The 26,068-nt window shown below is 73.5% G+C and carries 6 protein-coding genes; 4 read left to right on the top strand and 2 right to left on the bottom strand.

Going from position 1 to position 26,068, the window contains the following annotated elements; genetic code table 11:
* Positions 1-94 precede the first annotated feature (94 nt).
* Positions 95-1,117: a 2,3-diaminopropionate biosynthesis protein SbnB gene (gene sbnB / locus AH6_RS34315; protein WP_067488566.1), complete on the bottom strand. Its 1,023-nt coding sequence runs from the start codon at positions 1,115-1,117 to the stop codon at positions 95-97.
* Positions 1,118-1,175: 58 nt separating this feature from the next.
* Entirely contained in the window at positions 1,176-2,168 is a 993-nt protein-coding gene (gene sbnA / locus AH6_RS34320; RefSeq protein ID WP_067488567.1) for a 2,3-diaminopropionate biosynthesis protein SbnA, read from the bottom strand.
* A 334-nt stretch (positions 2,169-2,502) separates the two neighbouring features.
* On the opposite strand from sbnA, the gene AH6_RS34325 reads away from it, so the two are divergent.
* The 4 genes from AH6_RS34325 to AH6_RS34340 all read left to right on the top strand — a co-directional run bounded on the left by AH6_RS34325 (position 2,503) and on the right by AH6_RS34340 (position 26,064).
* Positions 2,503-4,014: an amino acid adenylation domain-containing protein gene (locus tag AH6_RS34325; RefSeq protein WP_067488569.1), complete on the top strand. Its 1,512-nt coding sequence runs from the start codon at positions 2,503-2,505 to the stop codon at positions 4,012-4,014.
* Positions 4,015-4,502: 488 nt separating this feature from the next.
* Positions 4,503-14,234 carry a non-ribosomal peptide synthetase gene (locus AH6_RS34330; protein WP_067488571.1) on the top strand — a complete coding sequence of 3,244 codons (9,732 nt, stop codon included), beginning with the start codon at positions 4,503-4,505 and terminating at the stop codon, positions 14,232-14,234.
* A complete protein-coding gene (locus AH6_RS34335) occupies positions 14,231-22,108 on the top strand; it encodes a non-ribosomal peptide synthetase (RefSeq protein WP_067488572.1) in 7,878 nt (2,625 codons plus the stop codon). The genes AH6_RS34330 and AH6_RS34335 overlap by 4 nt, the downstream gene beginning before the upstream one ends.
* Positions 22,108-26,064, top strand: coding sequence for a non-ribosomal peptide synthetase (locus AH6_RS34340; protein ID WP_067488574.1), 3,957 nt, complete (start codon positions 22,108-22,110; stop codon positions 26,062-26,064). Before AH6_RS34335 ends, AH6_RS34340 begins: the two co-directional genes overlap by 1 nt.
* Positions 26,065-26,068: the final 4 nt, after the last annotated feature.

Genomic DNA, 26,068 nt, shown 5'->3' on the forward strand with positions numbered 1-26,068 from the left:
CCCCGGTGGCCGGGGTCGCTGGGATGGTTCGGGCTCGGGGCTGGGGTTGTTGGTCGCGTGCCGCGCAACCGCCGCCCCTCTCACCCGAATCGCCTCACCCGTAGCGCTTCATCTCATGGAAGAACCCCGGAACCTCCTGCAAGTCCCCCGTCCCCCGCACCTGGTCGTACACGTACCGTGCCACCGCCAGGTCCAGCACCCCCAGGCCGAACGGTGAGAACACCACCGGCTTGTCCGCAGGCGGCTTCGTCTTTCCCTCCAGCACGTCGTACAGCGTCCCCGCCACGAAGTCCCGGTTCCCCACCTGCTGCTCCGCCAGGTGCGGGGACGTGTTCGCCTTCATGCAGTGCTCCACGTCGTCCACCACGTTGTACGACGCCAGGATGATCTCGGGGGACAGGTCGCGCAGGGACACGTGCAGCACCAGCGGGTTGTGGGCGAACCACGCCGGGTCGGTCACGTGCGGTTCGCCCGCCACCGTCGCGAACACGATCAGGTCCGAGGCGCGCACCAGGTCCTCGGCGTTCTCGTGGATCGTGACCTGGCCCTTCTCCGTGCGCTCCAGGTAGCCCTGGAAGCCCTCCGCGTGCTCGCGCGACAGGTCGTGCACGTGCAGTTCGTCGAACTCGAAGCCGTTGCCCGCCAGGTAGGTGTGGATGTAGCGCGCGATCAGGCCCACGCCGAAGAAGCCCACGCTGCGCGGGCGGGCGCCCCGCGCGTCGGCCAGGCGCGCGGCCGCCAGGGCCGCCGAGGCCGCGGTGCGGGCGGCCGAGATGATCGAGCTCTCCAGGCACGCGAACGGGTAGCCGGTCTCGGTGTCGTTCAGGATCAGCACGGCCGAGGCGCGCGGGATGCCGTTGGCCACGTTGCCGGGGAAGCTGCTGATCCACTTGATGCCGTGCGCGTCCACCTCGCCCCCGACGGAGGCGGGCAGCGCGATGATCCGGTTGGCGGGCTGGTCGGGGAAGCGCAGGAAGTAGGAGTCGGGGTTGACCGTCCGGCCCTCGCCGTGCAGCCGGTAGGCGGCTTCGATCATGGCGGTGACCTGCTCCTCGCGGCCGCTGACGGCCTCGTGGACCTGGGCTCCGGAGATCACGGCGAACGACGGCTGCGGCATGGTTTCTGGCTCCGTGGGACGAGGGGGTGGGACAAAGAGGGGTGAAGGACCCTAGGGATCAGACGCCGAGGATATCGGCGCCCGGCAACGACAACTCCGACAGCAGGCCGGCGAAGTTCTCGCGCAACCAGCTCTCCTCATAGATCGAGTCGAGGTACCGCTCGCCCAGGTCCGGCGCGATCGCGACGGCGACCGGCTCCTCGCCCGCCGGGTACCGGTCGGCCAGCCAGCGCGACGCGCCCGACACCACCGTCCCGGTCGAGCCGCCGAACAGGAAGCCGCGGGCCGCCAGGGCGTGCACCGTCCGGATCGTGTCGGTCTCCGGCACGTGCACCACGTCGTCGATGAACGACTCGTCCACCAGTTCGGGGCGGGTGCTGGTGCCCAGGCCCGGGACCATGCGGCGTTCGGGGATGCCGCCGAAGGTCACCGAGCCGACCGCGTCGATCGCCACGATCGTGACGGGGCGGCCGCGCTCGCGGAAGTAGCGCGCGCAGCCCATCAGCGTGCCGGTCGTGCCCGCGCCCACGAACAGCACGTCGAGGTCGGGGAACTGCTTGTCGATCGCGGGCGCGGTGCCGCCGTAGTGCGCCATCCAGTTGTTGCCGTTGCCGTACTGGTTCAGCCACACGTAGCCGCCGCCCGATTCGCACAGGCCCCGCACGTAGCGGATGCGGCTTTCCAGGAATCCGCCGTTGGCGTCCTGGTGCGAGATGACCCGCACCTCCGCGCCCAGGGCCCGCATCACCCGCACCGACGCGGGGTTGCAGCGCGGGTCGGTCACGCACACGAAGCGGTAGCCCTTGCTGGCGGCGATGATGCTGAGGGCGATGCCGAGGTTGCCCGACGAGGACTCGATGATGATCGAGTCGGGATTCAGCGTGCCGTCGCGCTCGGCGGCGGCGACCATCGCGGCGGCCGCCTTGAGTTTCACCGAGCCGGCGAAATTGAAACCCTCGCACTTGAGGTAGAGGGGTCGGTCCAGGACCGGCCTCAGGTCGATGTAGAGATCATCGACGTTGAAATCCTGTGGCGAGGTTATGATGGGCACGCTGCCACCCTTGAATGAATGACAATTGATGAGTTCGGGGATTTTCGGTCGGCCGGGGTGGGGTGCTCGGACTTTTGATCCTCGGTCATCCCGTGCGATGAATATCCAGAAAGCAATTTCTGGCCGTTCCCCCATCGTCCCCCGAAGTACGCCGCGAGGTTCTGACCGAACCGTGGCGGAGCATCACCGTACCTTCGGGCATGGCACCTCGCAACCCCCTACTTACCCACGAGTAGGGTCTAATGCGGCAATACGGTGTGCTTCCCGTCATAAGCTGAGCGCCCGCTTGTTTCGGTGATGACGGTGGAGAATTTCTACATCACGGAGAGTCAACATGAATGCTCGCGGACCCGTCGGCGAACGCCTGCTGGCCCGGGACGGTCTGCCGGTGCTCGCCGTGCCGCCCGCCGAGGTCGAGCGGGCCCGGGAGCTGACCGCCCGGCACGGCATGAGCGGCTTCCGCGAGGTCGATCTCGCCGATCCGGTCATCGCCCGCGTGGAGCGCGTCGCCGCCGAGCGTGACCGGCCCGCCGTGACCGACGCCCGGCGCGCGCTCTCCTACGCCGAGCTCGCCGCCGAGGCCCGCCGCATCGCCGCGCTGCTGGAGCGCGAGGGCGTGCGGCCCGGCGAGGTCGTCGGCGTCGGCGGTGCCCGGTGCGCGAGCGTCATCTCCGCCTTCCTCGCGATCGAGCTGGTCGGCGCGCTCTACGTGCCCGCCGACGAGACCTGGCCCGCCGGGCGCGTCCGCGACGTGCTGGGGCAGGCCGGCGCGTCCCTGCTGGTCACCGTGGACGAGGGGGAGTCCGCCCCGGCGCTGCTGGAGGGCGCGGGCGAGGCCGGGTGCCGGGTCGTGCGCGTCCAGGAGGCCGCCGGGTGCGCGCCCTGGGAGGGGCCCGCCCGGCTGGAGTCGCTCGACCAGCCCCGGTACGTGCTGTTCACCTCGGGCTCGACGGGCCGTCCCAAGGGCGCGGTCGTCGAGCACCAGGGGATGATCAACCACCTGTACGCCAAGATCGTCGACCTGGAGCTGACCGGGGCCGACGTCGTCGCGCAGACCGCGCCGCTGGGCTTCGACATCTCGGTCTGGCAGATGCTCTGCCCGCTGCTCATCGGCGGCCGCGTGGACGTGATCGGCGACGAGGTCGGCCACGACCCGGTCGCCTTCGCCCGCGCGGTGGACGGGCAGGGCATCTCCATCGTCGAGCTGGTCCCCACCATGGTCCGCCACCTGCTGGACGACCTCGCCGACGCCCCCGCCGGCTCGCTCGCCGCCCTGCGCTGGATGATCGCCACCGGCGAGGAGCTGCCCACCGAGCTGTCGCGCCGCTGGCTCGCCGCGATGCCGCACGCCCGGCTGCTCAACGCCTACGGCCCCACCGAGTGCTCCGACGACGTCACCCACCACACCGTGACCGCCGGCGACCTGGAGCTGCTGCGGCTGCCCATCGGCGTGCCGATCATCAACTCCCAGCTCTACGTGCTGCGCCGCGAGGACGACGACACCTGGAGCGCCTGCGACCTGGACGAGACCGGCGAGCTGTTCGTCGGCGGCGTCTGCGTCGGCCGCGGCTACCTCGGCGACCCCGAGCGCACCCGCGACGCCTTCTGCCAGGACCCCTTCGAGGCCACCCCGACCGGCCGCCTCTACCGCACCGGCGACGCGGTCCGGCTGCTGCCGCCCGGCGCGGGCGGCGACCCCCGCCCCACCCTCCAGTACCTGGGCCGGGTCGACCGGCAGGTGAAGATCTCCGGGGTGCGGATGGAGCTCGGCGAGATCGAGGCGGTGCTCCAGCGGCACCCGGGCGTGGCCGCCGCGGCGGTCGTGGTGCACGAGTATCCGGCCTGAGCGTAACGGTGGTGACGCAGGGTGATGGCGGTGGCCGGGTCCGGTCGCCGGCCGTTGTCACCGGGTGAGCGTCCGGAGTCGCAGGACCGCCCCCGGAGCGCCGGATCTTTGTCACCATCGTGAGTAATTCGGGAGGTCAAGTTCTACTTTCGAGGGGATTGCGAGGCATGTGACAGGCTGGTTAACTGTGCCTTCGCTACTCCTGAGTAGGGAACAGGGGCCGCCGGTCGGCCCGCCGCCGGGGGCGGAAAACGCGGGCGCCGGGGCCCCGGCCGGTGACGGTCCGGGCGGCCGGACGCGCCCGCCGATCGTGCTGGTGCGACACGATCGGCGCGGCGGGACTCCCGCGGCGGTGCTTGGGGGAAAGGGGACACGGGGACGGTCCGACGTTTTGGTGTTCACCCTCCTTTTCCCTGCCCCCTGGCCGAAACGCCGGCCACCGTCTCCGGCGTAAAGAAAACTCCCTCCGACCGGGAAAGTGCTGCTTGATGTCGTCCACCGAGTACGTTCCTCTCTCCGCCGCTCAGCAGAGCGTCTGGTACGCGCAGCAGCTGGCGCCCGAAACGCCGATCCATATCGCGCAGTACATCGAGATCGAGGGCCCGCTCGACCACGCGTTGTTCGACCGGGTGGGACGCATCGCCGCGCACGAGGCCGAGGCCATGCACGTCCGGCTCGTCGAGCGCGACGGAATGGTGCACCAGGAACTGGCCCCCGACGCCGCCAAGCCCATTCCGCTGGTCGATCTGAGCGCGGCGGACGACCCGCGCGCGGCCGCGCGCGCGTGGATGGACGCGCGCATGCGCGAGCCCCTCCCGATGGACGCCGACACCCTCGTCATCACCGCGATGTTGCGGCTGGCGCCCGACCTGTACTGGTGGTTCATCCGCGCCCATCACGTCGCGCAGGACGGTTTCTGCGGCTCGATCATCAGCCGCCGCGCCGCCGAGATCTACACGACGCTGGCGGGCGGCGGCGAGTACGAGCCGGGCCGCCTCGGCGACTACCGCGAGCTGCTGGCGGAAGAGGCCGCCTACCGCGAGTCGGAGAAGTTCGAGCGCGACCGCGCCTACTGGACCGAACGGTTCGCCGACAAGCCCATGGCCGCGGGCCTGTCGGACGACCTGGCCGCCCCGACCGCCGACTTCATCAGCCGCGTCGCGGTCGTCCCGCCCGACCAGACCGCCGCGCTCGCGGCCGGGTCGCGGCGGCTGCGCACCGCCACGCAGGGCCTGGCGATCGCCGCGACCGCCGCCTACGTCGCCCGCATGACCGGCACCGAGGACGTCATCCTCGGCCTCGCCGTCACCGGCCGCACCACCCAGCTCGCGCTCCAGACCCCGGCGATGTTGTCGTCGATCCTGCCGCTGCGGGTCCGCGTCACCCCGGACATGACGGTGGAGGAGCTGGTCCGCTCGGTCACCCGCGCGAGCGCCCGCGCGCTGCGCCACCAGCGCTACCGCCGCGAGGACCTGCTGCGCGACCTGAAGCTGCTGGGGGAGCGGCACCGCCTGCACGGCCCGGTCATCAACATCATGGCCTTCGACTACCGGCTGGACTTCGCCGGCATCCCGGCCCGGATGCACGCCATCACCATCGGGCCGATCGAAGACCTCGCCATCAACATCTACGACAACTTCGACGGCAACGGCATGCGCGTCGACTTCGAGGCGCACCCCGACCTGTACACCGGCGAGCAGGTCGCCCGGCACCAGGACCGCTACCTGCGCTTCCTGCGCACCCTCGGCGAGGCCGACCCCGCCACCCCGCTGCGCGAGGTCGAGCTGCTCGACGACGCCGAGCGCGCCAGGGTCCTCACCGGCTGGAACGACACCGACCTGGACGTCGAGCCCACCACCGTCACGGCGCTGTTCGAGGAGCAGGCGGCCCGCAACCCCGGCGCGCCCGCCGTGCTCGCGGGCGACACCGAGCTGACCTACGCCGAGCTGAACGCCCGCGCCAACCGCCTGGCCCGCCACCTGGTGGGGCGCGGCATCGGCCCCGAGGACTTCGTCGGCCTCGCCCTGCCCCGCGGCGCCGACCTGGTCGTGGCGGCCCTCGCCGCCATGAAGGCGGGCGCGTCCTACCAGCCGATCGACCTCGCCTACCCGCCCGACCGCGTCGCCTACATGCTGGCCGACGCCGCCCCCGCCTGCGTCATCACCACCGGCGACGCGGCGCTGCCCGGCGACCCCGCGCGCGTCGAGCTCGACGTCCTGGACCTCGCCTCCTACGGCGACGCCGACCTCACCGACGCCGAGCGCCGCCGCCCGCTGCGCCCCGAGCACCCCGCCTACATCATCTACACCTCCGGCTCGACGGGCCGCCCCAAGGGCGTGGTGATCCAGCACGCCAACGCGGTGGACTTCCGCGCCTCGTTCCTCGCCGACGTCCCGGCCGCGCGCTTCGCCCGCACGCTGTTCGCCAGCTCCCTCAACTTCGACGTGTCGATCATCGAGTGGATGATCCCGCTCACCGTCGGCGGCCGCGTCGAGGTGGTGCGCGACCTGCTGGAGGTCGCCGAGCGCGGCGGCTGGGAGGGCACCCTGCTGGCGGGCGTGCCCTCGGCGGTCGCGGCGATGCTGGCGCGCGGCGGCCTGAAGCTGGCCGCCGACGAGGTCACGCTCGGCGGCGAGGCGCTGTCTCCGCAACTGCTGCGCGACCTGCGCGAGCACGTCCCCGGCGCGCGCATCTCCAACATCTACGGCCCGACCGAGACCACCGTCATCGTCACCGACTGGTTCGACGACGGCAACGCCGCCGCCCGCGCCCCCCTCGGCGGCCCGATGCGCAACGCGCGCCTGTACGTGCTGGACACCGCCCTCAACCCGGTCCCGATCGGGGTGCCCGGCGAGCTGTACATCGCCGGCGGCGGCCTGGCCCGCGGCTACCTGCGCCGCCCCGACATCACCGCCGACCGGTTCGTGGCCTGCCCGTTCGGCGCGCCGGGGGAGCGGATGTACCGCACCGGCGACCTGGTGCGCTGGAACGAGGACGGCCAGCTCGACTACCTCGGCCGCACCGACCAGCAGGTCAAGGTGCGCGGCTTCCGCATCGAGCTGGGCGAGATCGAGTCCGCGCTCGCCGACCACCCCGGCGTCTCGCAGAGCGCGGTGGTGGCGCGGCGGGACGCCGCGGGCGACACCGCGCTGGCCGCCTACGTCGTCCCGGCCGGTGCCGCCGGGCTCGACCCCGCCGAGGTGAAGGAGCACCTGGCCCGCACGCTGCCGGAGTACATGATCCCGGCCTCGGTCACGGTGCTGGACGCGATGCCGCTGAACCCCTCGGGCAAGCTGGACCGCGCCGCGCTGCCCGCGCCGGTGTTCACCGCCTCCGACACCGGCCGCGCCCCGCGCGACGCCCGCGAGGAGATCCTGTGCGGGATCTTCGCCGAGGTGCTGGGCCTGCCCCGGGTCGGCGTGCACGACGACTTCTTCGACTTCGGCGGCGACTCCCTCAAGGCGACCCGCGTGGTGTCGCGGGCCCGCGCCGCGCTGGACGTCGAGCTGGCGGTGCGCGCGCTGTTCGAGGCCCCGACCGTCGCCGGGCTGGCCGGGCACATCGCCGCCGCCCAGCGCGACGCGGGCGCGGCGCGGCCCGCGCTGCGCGCCGCCGCCGAGCGCCCGGACCCGCTGCCGGTGTCGTTCGCGCAGGAACGCCTGTGGTTCCTCAACGAGCTCGAAGGTCTCACCGCGACCTACAACATGCCGATCCCGCTGCGGATCACCGGCGCGCTCGACGTCGACGCGATGCGCGCCGCGCTGCGCGACGTCACCGCCCGGCACGAGGCGCTGCGCACCCTGTTCGGCGACGCCGACGGCACGCCCGTCCAGCGGATCCTGCCGCCCGAGCAGGCCGAACCGCACCTGGCGGTCGGTGAGGTCGTGGCCGGTGACCTGCACGGCGCCCTGTTCGTGGACGCCACGCGCGGCTTCGACCTCGCCAACGAGCTGCCGCTGCGCGCGCATCTTTACCGGGTCGCAGAGCACGAGCACCTGCTGCTGCTCGTCATGCACCACATCGCCGGTGACGGCTGGTCGCTCGCGCCGCTGGCCCGCGACGTCATCACCGCCTACCTCGCCCGCCGCGACGGCCACGCCCCCGAGTGGGCCCCGCTGCCGGTCCAGTACGCCGACTACGCGCTCTGGCAGCGCGAACTCCTCGGTGACGAGGACGACGCCGAAAGCCTCGCCGCGCAGCAGCTCGCCTACTGGAAGCAGGCCCTGGCCGGGCTGCCCGACCAGACGCCGCTGCCCACCGACCGCCCCCGCCCCGAGCGCGCCTCCTACCGGGGCGGCCAGGTCGAGTTCACGCTGCCGCCCGAGCTGCACCAGGGCCTGACCGCGCTGGCCCGCGACCACCAGGTCAGCCTGTTCATGGTGCTCCAGGCCGCGCTCGCCGCGCTGCTGACCCGCCTCGGCGCGGGCACCGACGTCCCGATCGGTTCGCCGATCGCGGGCCGCACCGACGAGGCGCTGGACGAGCTGGTCGGCGTGTTCGTCAACACGCTGGTCCTGCGCACCGACACCGCCGGGGACCCCGCGTTCGCCGAGCTGCTGGCCCGCGTCCGCGAGACCGACCTCGCCGCCTACGCCCACCAGGACGTGCCGTTCGAGCGCCTGGTGGAGGTGCTGAACCCGGCCCGCTCCCTGGCCCGGCACCCGCTGTTCCAGGTCATGCTGACCCTCCAGAACAACCCCGAGGCCGCCGTCGAGCTGCCCGGCCTGGCGGTCGCGGTCGAGCCGGTGGACGCCGGGGTCGCCAAGTTCGACATGGAGTTCCTGCTGGAGGAGCCGCGCGACGGCTCCGGCGGGCTGGGCGGCGTCATCGAGTACGCGCTCGACCTGTTCGACCGCGCGACCGTCGAGCGGTTCGCCGACTGGTACCGGCAGGTCCTGGAGGCGGTCGTCGCCACCGGCGCGGCCGTCACCGTCTCGGGCCTGGAGCTGCCCGGGATCGAGGAGCGCGCCGCGACCGTCCCCACGCCGGTGCCGGTCGCCGACCCCGCGCAGGCCGCCGTCAAGCGCCTGGTCGCCTACGTCGTCGCGCAGCCCGGCCAGGACCTCGACCCCGACGAACTGCGCGCCCACGTCCGCGCGCACCTGCCCGAGTCGATGGTGCCCGCCGCCGTCGTCCTGCTGGACGCGCTGCCGCTCACCCCCAACGGCAAGGTGGACACCAAGGCGCTGCCCAAGCCCGAGATCGCCGGGACCGCCGAGGCCGCCTACCGCGCCCCGCGCGACGACCGCGAGCGCGCCATCGCCGCCGTCTTCGCCGACCTGCTCGGCCTGGAGCGCGTCGGCATCGACGACGACTTCTTCGAGCTGGGCGGCAACTCGCTCATCGCGATGCGCGTCGTCAGCCGCGTCCGGCGCGTCCTGGAGACCGAGCTGCCCGTGCGGGCGCTGTTCGAGGCCCCGACCGTCGCCGCCCTGGCCGCGCTGCTGGGCGAGCCCGGCGGCGAGGCCGGACGGCTCGCGCTGGAGCCGCGCGAGCGGCCCGACGCGATCCCGCTGTCCTACGCCCAGCAGCGGTTGTGGTTCCTCAACCGCTTCGAGGGCCCCAGCGCCACCTACAACATGCCGCTCGCGCTGCGCATCACCGGCGCGCTCGACCGCGACGCGCTCCAGGCCGCCCTCGGCGACCTGGTCGCCCGGCACGAGGCGCTGCGCACCGTGCTGCCCGACAGCGGCGGCGTGCCGCGCCAGCACATCCTGGACCCGGCCGCCGCGCGCCCCGAACTCCAGACCACCGGCACCACCGCCGCCGAGCTGCCGTCCCGGCTCGGCATGGCCGCCGGGCACGCCTTCGACATCTCCGCCGAGCCGCCCATCCGCGCCCACCTGTACCGGCTGGACGAGCAGGAGCACGTGGTGCTGCTGCTGATGCACCACATCGCCACCGACGGCTGGTCGCTCGCGCCGCTCGCCCGGGACCTCATCACCGCCTACGCCGCGCGCGTCGGCGGCGGCGCGCCCGGCTGGGCCCCACTGCCCGTCCAGTACGCCGACTACACGCTCTGGCAGCAGGAGCTGTTCGGCTCCGAGGACGACCCCGAGAGCCTCATCGCGCAGCAGATCGCGTACTGGAAGGACGCCCTGGCCGGGCTCCCGGAGGAACTGGAGCTGCCGACCGACCGGCCGCGCCCCGCCGAGGCCACCTACCGGGGCGGCACCGCCCGCTTCCGCCTGAACGCCGACGTGCACACCGCGCTGCTCGCGCTGGCCCGCGAGACGGGCGCGAGCCCGTTCATGGTCGCGCAGGCCGCGTTCGCCGCGCTGCTCACGCGGCTGGGCGCCGGGACCGACGTCCCGATCGGCTCCCCGGTCGCGGGCCGCACTGACGAGGCGCTGGACGACCTGGTCGGCATGTTCGTCAACATGCTGGTCTTCCGCACCGACACCTCCGGCGACCCCACGTTCCGGGACCTGGTGGCGCGGGTCAAGGAGACCGACCTCGCCGCCTACGCCCACCAGGACGTGCCGTTCGAGCGCCTGGTCGAGGTCCTGAACCCGCCGCGCCACCTGGGCCGCCACCCGCTGTTCCAGATCGGCCTCACCTTCCAGAACAACCCCGAGGCCCGGCTGGAGCTGCCCGGCTTCACCGCCGAGGTCGAGCCGCTGCGCGCCGCGGTGTCCCGCTTCGACCTGCTGATGGTCCTCACCGAGGACGAGCGCGGGCTGGACGGCGAGGTCGAGTACGCGCTCGACCTGTACGACGCGGAGACCGTCGAGACCCTTATCGCCCGCTTCGAGCGTTTCCTGACCGGGCTGCTGGCCGACCCGGACACCCGCATCGGCGCGGTGGACGTCCTGGACGCCGCCGAGCGCGCCACGATCCTGGACGAGTGGGCGGGCGGCACAGCCACCGCCGCCGAGCGCGCCACGATCCCGGCGCTGTTCGAGGCGCAGGCGGCGGCGCGTCCCGACGCCCCGGCCGTCACCTTCGAGGGCCGCACCCTCACCTACGCCGAGGTCAACGAGGAGGCCAACCGCCTCGCCCGCTACCTGGCCGCGCGCGAGATCGGCCCCGAGCAGTTCGTCGCGCTGGCGCTGCCGCGTTCGGCGGAGCTGGTCGTGGCGGTCCTGGCCGTGCTGAAGGCGGGCGCGGCGTACGTGCCGATCGACCCCGAGTACCCGGCCGACCGCATCGCCTACATGCTGGCGGACGCGCGGCCCGTCGTCGCGATCACCACCGGCGGGGCGGGCGCGGCGCTGCCCGAGGAACTGCCGCGCGTCCTGCTGGAGGAGGCCGAGCACGCGGGCTACCTGGAGACCGACCTCACCGACGCCGACCGGATCAGGCCGCTCGTCCCGGACCACCCGGCGTACGTCATCTACACGTCGGGCTCGACCGGCAAGCCGAAGGGCGTCGTCGTCCCGCACCAGAACGTGGTGCGGCTGCTGGAGTCCACCGAGCAGTGGTTCGGCTTCGGGCCCGACGACGTGTGGACGCTGTTCCACTCCTACGCCTTCGACTTCACCGTCTGGGAGTTGTGGGGCTCGCTGCTCTACGGCGGCCGTCTCGTGGTGGTCCCGTACCTGACCTCGCGTTCGCCTGAGGACTTCCTGAAGTTGCTCGCCGCCGAGCGGGTCACCGTCCTCAACCAGACGCCGTCGGCGTTCTACCAGCTCATGGCCGCCGACCGGGACGACCCCGGCCTCGACCTGGCGCTGCGCTACATCGTGTTCGGCGGCGAGGCCCTGGAGCTGGGCCGTCTCGACGACTGGTACTCCCGGCACGCGGACGACGCTCCGACGCTGGTCAACATGTACGGCATCACCGAGACCACGGTGCACGTGTCGTATGTCGCCCTGGACCGCGCCTACGCCGCCACCGCGCCCGGCAGCGTGATCGGCGTCGGCATCCCCGACCTGCGCCTGTACGTGCTGGACGAGCACCTCCAGCCTGTCCCGGCGGGCGTGGTGGGTGAGCTGTACGTGGCGGGCGCGGGCCTGGCGCGCGGCTACCTCGGCCGCGCCGCGCTGACCGCCGAGCGGTTCGTGGCCGACCCGTTCGGCGAGCCTGGCACCCGGATGTACCGCACCGGTGACACTGGTCGTTGGCTGGCAGACGGCAGGCTCGAATACCTGGGCCGCGCTGACCAGCAGGTCCAGCTTCGTGGCTTCCGCATCGAGCTGGGCGAGATCGAAGCGGCCCTGTCCAAGCACGCCGCCGTTGCTGACGTGGCGGTCATCGCCCGTGAAGACCGGCCCATAGAGCGGCGAGCGGCGGAGCGAGGAACGAGTGAGCAAGAGAGCGCGACCATAGGCACTGCCAAGCGCCTGGTCGCCTACGCCGTGCCCGCCGACGGCGAAGAGATCGACCCCGCCGAGCTGCGCCGCTTCGTCGGCCGCGACCTGCCCGACTACATGGTCCCCGCCACCGTCGTCGCCCTGGACGCGCTGCCGCTGACCAGCAACGGCAAGCTCGACCGCAAGGCCCTGCCCGCCCCCGACTTCACCGCCCAGGTGTCCACACGCCTGCCCGGCACGCCGGAGGAAGAGACCCTCGCCGCGCTGTTCGCCGAGGTCCTGGGGCTGGAGCGGGTCGGTGTGGACGACGGGTTCTTCGATCTGGGCGGTGACTCGATCATCGCGATCCAGCTGGTGTCCCGGGCCCGCCAGTCCGGCTTGGTGATCTCGCCGCGCGAGGTGTTCCAGCACCAGACCGTCGAGGAGCTGGCCGCCGTCGCCCAGCCCGTCGGCGAGGGCGAGGAACTGGAGGTCGAGCCCTCGGGCACCGGCACCGGGCCGGTCCCCGTCACCCCGATCATCGCCTGGCTGCGCGACCGCGCCGGTGGCGACGCCGAGCTGATCGCCGGGTTCCACCAGGCGACCGTGCTCCGCACCCCCGCCGACCTCGGCGCGGACCGCCTCACCGTCGCGCTCCAGACCGTCCTGGACCACCACGACGTGCTGCGCATGCGCCTGGACGTGGACGGCGACCACTGGCAGCCCGTCGTCCGTCCCGCCGGGGAGGTCCCCGCCGACGGCCTGGTCACCCGCGTGGACGTGGCGGGCCTGGACGCCGACAAGCGCACCGCCGTCCTCGCCGAGCAGGCCACCGCCGCCCGCGACCGCCTCGACCCCGCCGCCGGGGTCATGGCGCAGCTCGTCTGGTTCGACGCGGGCCCCGACCAGGGCCGCCTGCTGGTGATGCTGCACCACCTGGTGGTGGACGGCGTCTCCTGGCGCGTCCTGCTGCCCGACCTGGTCACCGCCTGGGCGGGCGGCGGGCTCCAGCCCGTCGGCACCTCGTTCCGCCGCTGGGCGCAGCGCCTCACCGCCGCCGCGTCCGACCCCGCGCGCGCCGAGGAGCTGGACACCTGGCTCGACATCGTGGACGGCCCCGACCAGAAGCTCGCCCCCCGGGCGCTCGACCCGCGCGTGGACATCGCCGCCCGCGCCCGATCGCTCACCCTGGAGCTGCCCGCCGACGCCACCGCGCCGCTGCTCACCGACGTGCCCGCCGCCTTCCACGGCCGCGTCAACGACGCCCTGCTCACCGGCCTCACCCTCGCCGTCGCGCACTGGCGCAAGGGCCGGGGCGGGCGCGGCACCGGCGTCCTGATCGACCTGGAGGGGCACGGCCGCGAGGACGTGGTGCCGGGCGTGGACCTGTCGCGCACGGTCGGCTGGTTCACCTCCATCCACCCGGTCCGCCTGGACGCCGGGACGACCGACTGGACCGAGGTCCAGAGCGGCGGCCCGGCCGCCGGGGCGGCGCTGAAGCGGGTCAAGGAGCAGCTCCGCGCCGTCCCCGACAACGGCATCGGCTACGGCCTGCTGCGCCACCTCAACGAGGACGCCGCCGAGGAGCTGGCCGACCTGCCGCCCGCGCAGATCGCGTTCAACTACCTGGGCCGCGTCGCGCCCGGCGACACCGGCGGCGACTGGGAGCTGGCCCCCGAGGAGCCCCCGGCCGGGGAGGACCCGCGGTTGCCGATGGCGCACGTCCTGGAGATCAACGCCATCACCCGCGACCTCGCGGGCGGCCCGGAGCTGTCGGCCACCTGGACCTGGCCGGACGGGCTGCTGGCCGAGGACGAGGTGCGCGCGCTGGCGGAGGCGTGGTTCGCGGCGCTGCGCGGCCTGGTCGCGCACGTGGCCGCCGGTGACGACGCCGCGGCGGGCGGGTTCACCCCGTCCGACCTGCTGGTGGAGCTGGACCAGAACGAGATCGACAAGCTGCAGGACGCGTGGAGGAACAAGTCTTGAACCGGGGGGACCTCGAAGACATCCTGCCGCTGTCGCCGTTGCAGCAGGGCTTCTTCTTCCACGCGCTGTTCGACGCCGGGGACGCCGACGTCTACACCGCCCAGATCTCCCTCGACCTGGACGGCCCGCTGGACACGGCCGCGCTCCGCGCCTCGGCCGACACGCTGCTGCGGCGGCACGGCAACCTGCGCGCCGCGTTCTGGCACGAGGACCTGTCGCGCCCCGTGCAGGTGGTCCCGCGCGCCGTCGAGCTGCCCTGGGAGGAGGTCGAGGCGGCCGACGACGCCGAGGCCGACGCCATCGTGGCCGCCGAGCGCACGCGCCGCTTCGACGTCACCGCGCCGCCGCTGCTGCGGTTCACGCTGGTGCGGCTGGGACCCGAACGGCACCGGCTGATCCTCACCAACCACCACATCCTGCTGGACGGCTGGTCCACGCCGATCCTGGCGACCGAGCTGTTCCTGCTCTACGTGCAGGGCGGCCACGACACCGGGTTCCCGCGCGTCACCCCGTACAAGAACTACCTGGCGTGGCTGGCCAAGCAGGACCGCGCCGCCGCCGAGGACGCCTGGCGGCACGCGCTCGACGGCGTGGCCGAGCCCAGCCTCGTCGCTCCCGAGGCGGCGGGCCGCAAGCCCGCGCCGCCCGCCCGCACCCTCATCACCCTCGACGCGCGCCTCACCAAGAAGCTCGGCCGCGCCGCGCGCCGCCACGGCGCGACCCTGTCCACCGTCCTGCAGGGCGCGTGGGGCCTGACGCTGGCCCGGCTGCTGGGCCGCGACGACGTGGTGTTCGGCGCGACGGTCTCGGGCCGCCCGCCCGAGCTGCCCGGCGTCGAGCAGATGATCGGCCTGTTCATCAACACCCTGCCGATCCGTGTGCGGTTCAGTCCCGGCGAGTCCCTCGGCTCGCTGATGGAACGCCTTCAGGACGAGCAGACCGAGCTGCTGCCGCACCACCACCTCGGCCTCACCGACATCCAGCGGGTCGGCGGGCACGGCGGCGCGCTGTTCGACACGATGACGGTGCTGGAGAACTACCCGTTCGACCCCGCGTCGATGGACGGTTCCCTCAACGGCGTCCGCATCACCGGGTTCGACTCCTACGACGCCACGCACTTCCCGCTGTCGCTGGTCGCGCTGCCCGGCGACGAGCTGTCGCTGCGGCTGCACTACCGCACCGACGTGTACGACGCGGCGACCGTGGAAGCGCTGCTGGCCCGCGTCCGCGGCTTCCTGGAGGCGTTCGCCGAGGACTCCGAGCAGCCCATCGGCGGCGTGGACCTCGCCGGGGACGACGGCCGCGCCCAGCTGGCGGCCTGGAACGACACCGCCGCCGACGTCCCGACCGGCACCCTGGCCGACCTGTTCGAGGCGCAGGCCGCCCGCACGCCCGACGCCGTCGCGCTGATCGCGGGGGAGCGGCGCCTCACCTACGCCGAGCTGAACGAGCACGCCAACCGCCTCGCGCACGAGCTGATCGCGCGCGGCATCGGAGCCGAGGACCGCGTCGCGCTGGTGCTGCCGCGCACGCCCGCGTTCATCGTGGCGATCCTCGCCGCGCACAAGGCGGGCGCGGCCTACGTGCCGGTGGACCCCGACTACCCGGCCGACCGCATCGCCTACATGCTGGAGGACGCGGCCCCCGCGCTGGTCATCCGGGACGAGCTGCCGGACGTCGCGGGCCGCCCCGCCCACGACCCCACCGACGCCGACCGCGCGCGCCCGGTGACCGCCGACAGCGCCGCCTACGTCATCTACACCTCCGGCTCCACCGGCCGCCCCAAGGGCGTCGTGGTCCCGCACGTCGGCGTGCTCAACTACTACGAGGCGCACCGCGCCGCGTTCTTCGAGCCCGCCATCGCCGAGGCAGCAGCACTTCTGGGGGACAACCCCCAGACCCCCGGGAACCGGCCGCTTGGCGAGAATCCTCCTTCGTCCGGTTCTCGCCAAGCGGCCGGAGGACGGCGGCTGCGGTTCGCGCACCTGGCGTCGTTCTCGTTCGACACCTCGTGGCATGGCCTGCTGTGGATGATGCACGGCCATGAGCTGCACCTGATCGACGACGAGACGCGCCGCGACGTCGCCGCGTTCGCCCGCTACATCGCCGCCGCCCGCATCGACCTGGTCAACACGACTCCCTCGCACTTCCGGTCGCTGCGCGAGGCGGGCCTTCTCACCGCCGACCATCGTCCCGCCCAACTCCTCCTGGGCGGCGAGGCGATCAGCGATGCGCTGTGGGACGAGCTGCGCGCCCTCGAAGGCGTGACCGTCCGCAACTTCTACGGCCCCACCGAATCCACGGTGGACACCATGAACCACCGCGTGGCCGACGCCGACCGGCCCGCGATCGGCACCCCGTACCGCAACACCCGCGCCTACGTGCTGGACGCCGCGCTCCAGCCCGTGCCGCCCGGCGTGCCCGGCGAGCTGTACCTCGCGGGCGTCCAGCTCGCCCGCGGCTACCTCGGCCGCCCCGCGCTGACCGCCGAACGCTTCGTCGCCGACCCCTACGGCGCGCCCGGCGACCGCATGTACCGCACCGGCGACCTGGTGCGGCGCACCGCCGGCGGCGTGATCGAGTACCTGGGCCGCGTGGACGACCAGGTCAAGATCCGCGGCTACCGCGTCGAGCTGGGCGAGGTCGAGAACGTCCTCGCCCAGCACGAGGGCGTCGCGCACGCCGCCGTGGTCGTGCACGAGGGCCGTCTCGCCGCCTACGTCACGCCCGCCACCGTCGACGCGGCGGCCCTGCGGCGGCACGCCGCCGAGCACCTGCCCGACTACATGGTCCCGTCGATCACCCTGCTGGAGGCCCTGCCCCTCACGGTGAACGGCAAGCTGGACCGCGCCGCGCTGCCCGCGCCCGACGCCGCCGCCACCGTCAGCCGCGCGCCGCGCTCCCCGCAGGAGGAGATCCTGTGCGGGCTGTTCGCCGAGATCCTGGGTGTCGCCCGGGTCGGCGTGGACGACAGGTTCTTCGACCTCGGCGGCGACTCGCTCACCGCCACCCGCCTGATCAGCAAGATCCGCTCCGCGCTCGGCGTGGAGCTGCCGGTGCGGGCGCTGTTCGAGGCCCCGACCGTCGCGGGCCTCGCCGGACGCCTCGCCGAAGCGACGGGCGCGGCGCGGCCCCCGCTGGTGCGCGCCGACCGGCCCGGGACCGTGCCGCTGTCGTACGCGCAGCAGCGGTTGTGGTTCCTCAACCGTTTCGAGGGGCCGAGCGCGACCTTCAACATGCCCGCCGCGCTGCGGCTGGACGGCGCGCTCGACCACGACGCGCTCCGGGCCGCGCTCGCCGACGTCGTCACCCGGCACGAGACGCTGCGCACGGTCTTCCCCGACACCTCCGGCACCGCGCGCCAGCTCGTCTTGGACGCCGCCACCGCCGCGCCTCGCCTCACCGTCACCACCACCGACGAGGCGCGCCTGCCGGTGGAGCTGGCGGCCGTCGCCGGGACGGGCTTCGACCTGTCGGTGGAACCGCCCCTGCGGGTGCGGCTGTTCGAGCTGGGTCCTGAGCGGCGAGCGGCGGAGCGAGGAACGAGTGAGCAAGAGAGCGCGACCATAAGCGCAGAACGGCACGTCCTGCTGCTGGTGCTGCACCACATCGCCGGTGACGGCTGGTCGATGGCCCCGCTCGCCCGCGACGTCATCCTCGCCTACGCGGCCCGCGCCGAGGGCCACGCCCACGAGTGGGCCCCGCTGCCCGTCCAGTACGCCGACTACGCGCTCTGGCAGCGCGAACTCCTCGGCGACGAGGACGACCCCGAAAGCCTCGCCGCCCAGCAGCTCGCCTACTGGAAGGACACCCTCGCCGGGCTGCCCGACCAGCTCGAACTGCCCACCGACCGGCCCCGCCCCGCCGCGCAGACCCACCGCGGCGACACCCTGGCCTTCGAGCTGGACGCCGACCTGCACGCCGCGCTGCTCGCGCTGGCCCGCGAGACCGGCGCGAGCCTGTTCATGGTCATGCAGGCCGCCTACGCGGCGCTGCTCACCCGCCTGGGCGCGGGCACCGACGTCCCGATCGGCGCGCCGATCGCGGGCCGCACCGACGAGGCCCTGGACGACCTGGTCGGCATGTTCGTCAACATGCTGGTGCTGCGCACCGACACCTCCGGCGACCCGTCGTTCAAGGACCTGATCGCGCGGGTCAAGGAGACCGACCTCGCCGCCTACGCCCACCAGGACCTGCCCTTCGAGCGCCTGGTGGAGGTGCTGAACCCGGCCCGCTCGATGGCGCGGCACCCGCTGTTCCAGGTGTCGTTGTCGTTCCAGAACAACCCCGAGGCCAAGCTCGAACTCGACGGCCTGTCCGGCGGGGCCGAGCCCCTGGGCTCCGGCGCGGCCAAGTACGACCTGTCGCTCTACCTGGAGGAACGCCAGGACGACCGGGGCCGTCCCGCCGGGATCGAAGCGGGCCTGGAGTACGCGCTCGACCTGTTCGACGCCGACACCGCCGCCGCGATCGCCGCCCGCTTCGAGCGGCTGCTGCGCGAGCTGGTGGACGCCCCGGACGAGCCGATCGGCACCGCCGAGATCCTGGAGCGCAGCGAGCGCCGAACGCTGCTGCGCAAGTGGGCGGGCGGCACCGCGATCGGCGCTGCTGAGCGCACCACGATCCCGGCGCTGTTCGAGGCGCAGGCGGCGGCGCGTCCCGACGCTCCGGCCGTCACGTTCGAGGGCACCACCCTCGGCTACGGCGAGCTGGAGGTCCGCGCCAACCGCCTCGCCCACCAGCTCATCGAGCGGGGCATCGGGCCTGAGCAGTTCGTGGCGCTGGCGCTGCCGCGTTCGGCGGAGCTGGTCGTGGCGGTCCTGGCCGTGCTGAAGACGGGCGCGGCCTACGTGCCGATCGACCCGGACTACCCGGCCGACCGCATCGCCTACATGCTCCAGGACGCGCGCCCCGCCCTGGCGATCACCGTCAGGGAGGCCGCCGGGACGCTGCCCGACACGCTGCCCTGCCTGCTCCTGGAAGAGGCCGAGCCCCTCGGCAGCGTCGACACCGCCCCGACCGACGCCGACCGCGTTCACCCGCTGCGGCCCGAGCACCCCGCCTACGTCATCTACACGTCCGGCTCGACCGGAAAGCCCAAGGGCGTCGTCGTCCCGCACCAGAACGCGGTGCGGCTCCTGAAGTCCACCGAGCAGTGGTTCGACTTCGGCCCCGACGACGTCTGGACGCTCTTCCACTCCTACGCCTTCGACTTCTCGGTGTGGGAGCTGTGGGGCGCGCTGCTGTACGGCGGCCGCCTGGTCGTCGTGCCGTACCTGACGTCGCGGTCGCCCGAGGACTTCCTGAAGCTGCTCGCCGACGAGCGGGTCACCGTCCTCAACCAGACTCCCTCCGCCTTCTACCAGCTCATGGCCGCCGACCGGGACAACCCCGGTCTCGACCTGGCCCTGCGCCACATCGTCTTCGGCGGCGAGGCCCTCGAACTCGGCCGCCTCGACGACTGGTACTCCCGGCACGCGGACGACGCGCCCACCCTGGTCAACATGTACGGCATCACCGAGACCACGGTGCACGTGTCGTACGTCGCGCTGGACCGCGCCTACGCGGCGACGGCTCCCGGCAGCATCATCGGCACCGGAATCCCGGACCTGAGGATTTACGTGCTGGACGATCGCCTCCAGCCCGTCCCGGCGGGCGTGGTCGGTGAGCTGTACGTCGCGGGCGACGGCCTGGCGCGCGGCTACCTCAACCGCCGGGCACTCACCGCCGAGCGCTTCGTGGCCGACCCGTTCGGCAAGCCCGGCACCCGGATGTACCGCACCGGCGACCTCGGCCGCTGGCGCAAGTCCGGCAATCTCGAATACTTGGGCCGCGCTGACCAGCAGGTCCAGCTCCGCGGCTTCCGCATCGAGCTGGGCGAGGTCGAGTCGGCGCTGTCGCGGCACGCCTCCGTCGCCGACGTGGCCGTCATCGTCCGCGACCAGCGGATGCTGGCCTACGCCGTGCCCGCCGACGGCGCGCAGATCGACTCCGCCGAGCTGCGCCGTTTCGTCAACGAGACGCTCCCGGACTACATGGTCCCCGCGACCGTCGTGCCCCTGGACGCGCTGCCGCTGACCGGCAACGGCAAGCTCGACCGCAAGGCCCTCCCGGAGCCCGACTTCGCCACGAAGGTCTCCGGCCGCGCCCCGCGCACCCCCGAAGAGGAGACCCTCGCCGCGCTGTTCGCCGAGGTCCTGGGCCTGGAGCGGGTCGGTGTTGACGACGGGTTCTTCGATCTGGGCGGTGACTCGATCATCGCCATCCAGCTCGTGTCCCGGGCCCGCCAGTCCGGCCTGGTCATCTCGCCGCGCGAGGTGTTCCAGCACCAGACCGTCGAGGAGCTGGCCGCCGTCGCCCAGCCCGTCGGCGAGGGCGGGCGCGTCGAGGTCGAGCCGCCCGGCACCGGCGTCGGCCCGGTCCCCGCCACGCCGATCATGCGCTGGTTCCAGGAACTCACCGGCCCGGTGGATGACTACAGCCAGCGGATGTTGCTCCAGGTCCCGCCCGGCCTCGGCGTGGACCGGCTCACCGCCGCGCTCCAGGCCGTCCTGGACCACCACGACATGCTCCGCCTGCGCCTCGACCGGTCCGCCCCCGAGTGGCGCTTCGAGACCGCCGAGCCCGGCACGGTCGACGCCGCCGCGCTCGTCCGCCGCGTCGAGGGCATCGACGACGCCACCCTGGCCGCCGAGTCCCTGGCCGCGCGCCGCCGCCTGGACCCCGCAGCCGGGATCATGGCGCAGCTCGTCTGGTTCGACGCCGGACCGGACGCCTCCGGCCGCCTGCTGCTGACCCTGCACCACCTCGTCGTGGACGGCGTCTCCTGGCGCATCCTGCTGCCCGACCTGGTCACCGCCTGGGGCGGCGGCGAGCTGGAGCCGGTGAACACCTCGTTCCGCCGCTGGGCGCAACGCCTCACCGCCGAGGCCACCGACGCCGAGCGCGCGGCCGAGCTGCCGCTGTGGCTGGAGACGCTCCGGACCCCCGACCCGGCGCTCGGCTCGCGCGCCCTGGACCCGGCCGCCGACACCTTCGGCACCGCGCGGCACCGCACCGTCACGCTGCCCGCCGACGTCACCGGGCCGCTGCTCACCGACGTGCCCGCCGCCTTCCACGGCCGCGTCAACGACGTGCTGCTCACCGGCCTCGCCCTCGCCGTCGCCGAGTGGCGGCGCGAGCGCGGCGTCACCGACCGGAGCGCCGTGCTGGTGGACCTGGAGGGCCACGGCCGCGAGGAGATCGTCCCGGGCGTGGACCTGTCCCGGACGGTCGGCTGGTTCACCGCGATCCACCCCGTCCGGCTGGACGCGGGCGGCGTGGACTGGGCCGAGGTCGCCGAGGGCGGCCCGGCGGTCGGCACCGCGCTCAAGAAGATCAAGGAACAGCTCCGTGAGATCCCCGACAACGGCATCGGCCACGGCCTCCAGCGCCACCTGAACCCGGCCGCCGCCGACCGCTTCGCGGGTCTGCCGCACCCGCAACTCGCGTTCAACTACCTGGGCCGCGCCGCCGTGCAGGAGGCCGCCGACTGGTCCCCGGCCCCCGACGCCGCGCTCGCGGGCGGCCAGGACGACGGGCTCAGCCTGGTGCACGCGCTGGAGGTCAACGCCCACACCCGCGACCTGCCGTCCGGGCCGGAGCTGACCGCCACCTGGACCTGGGCCGGGGCCCTGTTCACCGAGGACGAGGTGACCGGCCTCGCCGACCGCTGGTTCACCGCCCTGCGCGGCCTGGTCGCGCACGTGACCGAACCGGCCGGAGACGGCCCGGTCGGCGGGTTCACCCCGTCCGACCTGTCCCTGGTGGACGTCAGCCAGGACGAGATCGACGAGCTGGCCGCCGAGCTGGACGGCGAATGGGAGACCGACTGATGACCGAGCAGCACGCCGTCCGGCCGCAGGGCGCCCCGCCGAAGAAGCAGTCGCAGCTTGAGGACGTCCTGCCGCTGTCGCCCCTCCAGCAGGGCCTGTTCTTCCACGCCCTGTACGACGACGCCGGGCAGGACGTCTACACCGCGCAGCTCGTCTTCGACCTCGACGGCCCGCTCGACGCCGCCGCGCTCCGCGCCGCCGCCGCGACGCTGCTGCGGCGGCACGCCAACCTGCGCTCGGGATTCCGCCAGCGCAAGGAGGGCACGCCCGTCCAGGTCGTGCACCGCCAGGTCAGGCTGCCCTGGACGGAGACCGACCTGTCGGCGCTGCCCGAGGCCGAGCGCGCGGCCGAGGCCGCCGCGATCGCCGACCGGGAGCGCGCCACGCCCTTCGACATGGCGAAGCCCCCGCTGCTGCGCTTCGTGCTGATCAAGCTGGGCGACGACCGGCACCGCATGGTGTTCACCAACCACCACATCCTGCTGGACGGCTGGTCCACGCCGATCCTCCAGACCGAGCTGTTCGCGCTGTACCTGACGCGCGGCGACGACACCGGCATGCCGCGCGTCACCCCGTACAAGAACTACCTGGCCTGGGTCGCCAGGCAGGACCGCGCCGCCGCCGAGGACGCCTGGCGGCACGCGCTCGACGGCGTGGACGAGCCCACCTTCATCGCCCCCGCCCCGTCTTCCAGTACGGGCGAGCCCGGCCGCGTCCGCCTCGTCCTGGACGAGGACCTGACCGCCGCCCTCAACGCCCGCGCCCGCGCGCACGGCGTCACCCTCAACACCGTCCTCCAGCTCGCCTGGGGCACCCTGCTCGGCCGCCTCACCGGCCGCACCGACGTGGTGTTCGGCGCGGCGGTGTCGGGCCGCCCGCCCGAGCTGCCCGGCGTCGAGCAGATGATCGGCCTGTTCATCAACACGCTGCCGGTCCGCGTCCGCGCCCGCCCCGCCGACACCGTCGCGCAGGCCCTCGCCCGGCTCCAGGGCGAGCAGGCCGACCTGATGGTCCACCACCACCTCGGCCTGACCGACATCCAGCGCCTCACCGGCGTCGGCACGCTGTTCGACACCATGACGGTGCTGGAGAACTACCCCTTCGACCCCGACGCGGCGGCCGCCGACCTGGGCGGCCTGACGATCCGGCCGCACGACGGCTACGACGCCACCCACTACCCGCTCGCGCTCGCCGCCGTCCCCGGCAAGGGCCTGTCGCTGCGCCTCGACCACCGCACCGACGTCTACAGCGCCGACGACGCCGAACGCCTCGTCGGCCGCCTCGTCCGCGTGCTGGAGCACATCGCGTACCACCCCGACCTGCCGCTGGCCCGCGTCGACGTGCTGGACGACGCCGAGCGCGCCCTCGTGCTCGACACCTGGCAGGGCCCGGTCACCGGCCGCGCCGGCCGGCCGCCCGCCACCATCACCGAGCGCTTCGCCGCGCACGTCGCCGCGACGCCCGACGCCGTCGCGATCCGCGCGGACGGCGCGTCCATCACCTACGCCGAACTGGACGCCCGCGCCGACCGCCTCGCCCACTTCCTCGCCGCGCGCGGCGTCGGCCCCGAGACCCGCGTGGCGACGCTGCTGGACCGCTCGGCCGACGTGGTCGTGGCGACCCTCGCGATCGTCAAGGCGGGCGGCGTCTACGCGCCGATCCACCTCAGCTACCCGCCCGACCGCGTCGAGTGGGCCGTCAACGAGGTCAAGGCACCCGTCCTGCTGGTGGACCCCACCACCGCCGCGCAGGTGGAGGGCCTGAACACCGCCGCCGACGTCATCGTCCTCGACGGCGACGTGGAAGCCCCCGCCGACGCACCCTCCGGGCCGCCCCCGGTCACCGTCCACCCCGACCAGGTCGCCTACGTCCTGTTCACCTCCGGCTCCACCGGCCTGCCCAAGGGCGTCATGGTGCGGCATCGCGACGTGGTGGACCTCGCCGACGACGCCGCCATGCGCAACGGCGCCCACGACCGCGTGCTCATGCACTCCCCGCACGCCTTCGACGCCTCCACCTACGAGATCTGGATGCCGCTCCTGCACGGCGGCACCCTCGTCGTCGCCCCGCCCGGCCGCCTCGACGCCGCCGGGCTGGAGCGGGTCGTCACCGCCGAGGACGTCACCGGCCTGTTCATCACCACCACCCTGTTCAACCTGGTCGCCGAGGAGCGCCCCCAGGCGTTCGCGCACCTCAAGGAGGTGCTGACCGGCGGCGAGGCGGGCTCGGTCGCCGCGATGCGCAAGGTCCTGGCCGCCTGCCCGGACACCGGGGTCGGCAACGTCTACGGCCCCACCGAGTGCACCACCTACACCACCATCCTCGGGATGCGCGCGCCCCTGGCCGATGGCGAGACGCAGCCGGTGCTGGGCAGCCCCATCGACGACATGCGCGTCTACCTGCTGGACGAGAACCTGCGGGCCGTCCCGCCCGGCGTCACCGGCGAGGCGTACATCGCGGGCGCGGGCATGGGGCGCGGCTACCTGGACCGGCCCGTCCTGACCGCCGAGCGTTTCGTCGCCGACCCGTTCGGCAAGCCCGGCGACCGCATGTACCGCACGGGCGACCTGCTGCGCTGGCGGCACGACGGCACGCTCGAATACGTGGACCGCGCCGACTTCCAGGTGAAGATCCGGGGCTTCCGCATCGAGCTGGGCGAGATCGAAGCGGCCCTCGCCGACCACCCGGCCGTCGCCAACGCCGCTGTGATCGTCCGCGAGGACAGCCCCGGCGTGAAGCGCCTGGCCGCCTACGTCGTCCCCGCCGCCGACTACGACGCCGCCGCGCTGCGCCGCCACCTCGCCGGGCGGCTGCCCGAGTACATGGTGCCCGCCGCGTTCGTGCGGCTGGACACCCTGCCGACCGGCCCCACCGGCAAGCTCGACCGCCGTGCGCTGCCCGCCCCCGACTTCGAAGAGGCCGCGCTCGGCCGCGCCCCCGCCACCGCCGAGGAGGAGCTGCTGTGCGGGCTGTTCGCGCAGGTCCTCGGCCTGGAGCGGGTCGGCGCCGACGTCAGCTTCTTCGACCTGGGCGGCGACAGCATCACCGCGCTCAAGCTCGTCACCCAGGCGCGCCAGCACGGCGTGGAGTTCACTCCGCGCGACGTGTTCACCCGCCAGACCGTCGAGGGCCTCACCCGCCTCGGCGACGTGCCCGCGAGCGCCGGGTTCGAGGTGCTGCTGCCGATCCGCGCCGCCGGGACGCGCCCGCCGCTGTTCTTCGTGCACCCGGCCGGGGGACTGGCCTGGCCCTACTTCCAGTTCCAGCGCCACCTCGGCCCCGACCAGCCCATCTACGGCCTCCAGGCGCGCGCCTTCACCCAGGACGAGCTGCCCGGCTCGGTGGCGGAGATGGCCGCGGACTACCTCGCGCTGATCCGCACCGTCCAGCCGCACGGCCCCTACCACCTGGCCGGATGGTCGCTCGGCGGCCTGGTCGCCTACGAGATGGCGACCCGGCTCCAGGCCGACGGCGAGGAGGTCGCCCTCCTGGCGATGATCGACTCCTACAACAGCCTCGACCTGGACTCCGAGAAGCGCGAGGTGCTGCCCGAACTGCTCCTGGGCATCGGCGTGGACGCCACCATGCTCGACCCCGACGGCAACCCGGACATGGAGCAGATCATGGGGGTGCTCGCCGAGCGCGGCGACGCCCTGGCCACCCTGGACGAGAACGACCTCGTCAACGTCTACCGCAACTACGAGAACGGCGTCCGGCAGGCCGAGGAGTACCGGCCCGGCCCGTTCCGCGGCGACGTCGTCTTCTTCACCGCGCTCCAGGGCCGCACCCCCGACACGCCCACCGCCCGCGCCAACTGGGGCGGCCTGGTGGACGGCGGGATCGAGGACTACCCCCTGGACGTGGAGCACCACCACCTGATGGAGCCCGCCGCCGTCGCCGAGATGGGCGCGGTGCTGGCCGCCCGGCTGGACAAGCTCCGCTCGGCACGCCGCTAACCTG

Source organism: Actinomadura hibisca NBRC 15177, assembly GCF_001552635.1.
Taxonomy (GTDB): domain Bacteria; phylum Actinomycetota; class Actinomycetes; order Streptosporangiales; family Streptosporangiaceae; genus Spirillospora; species Spirillospora hibisca.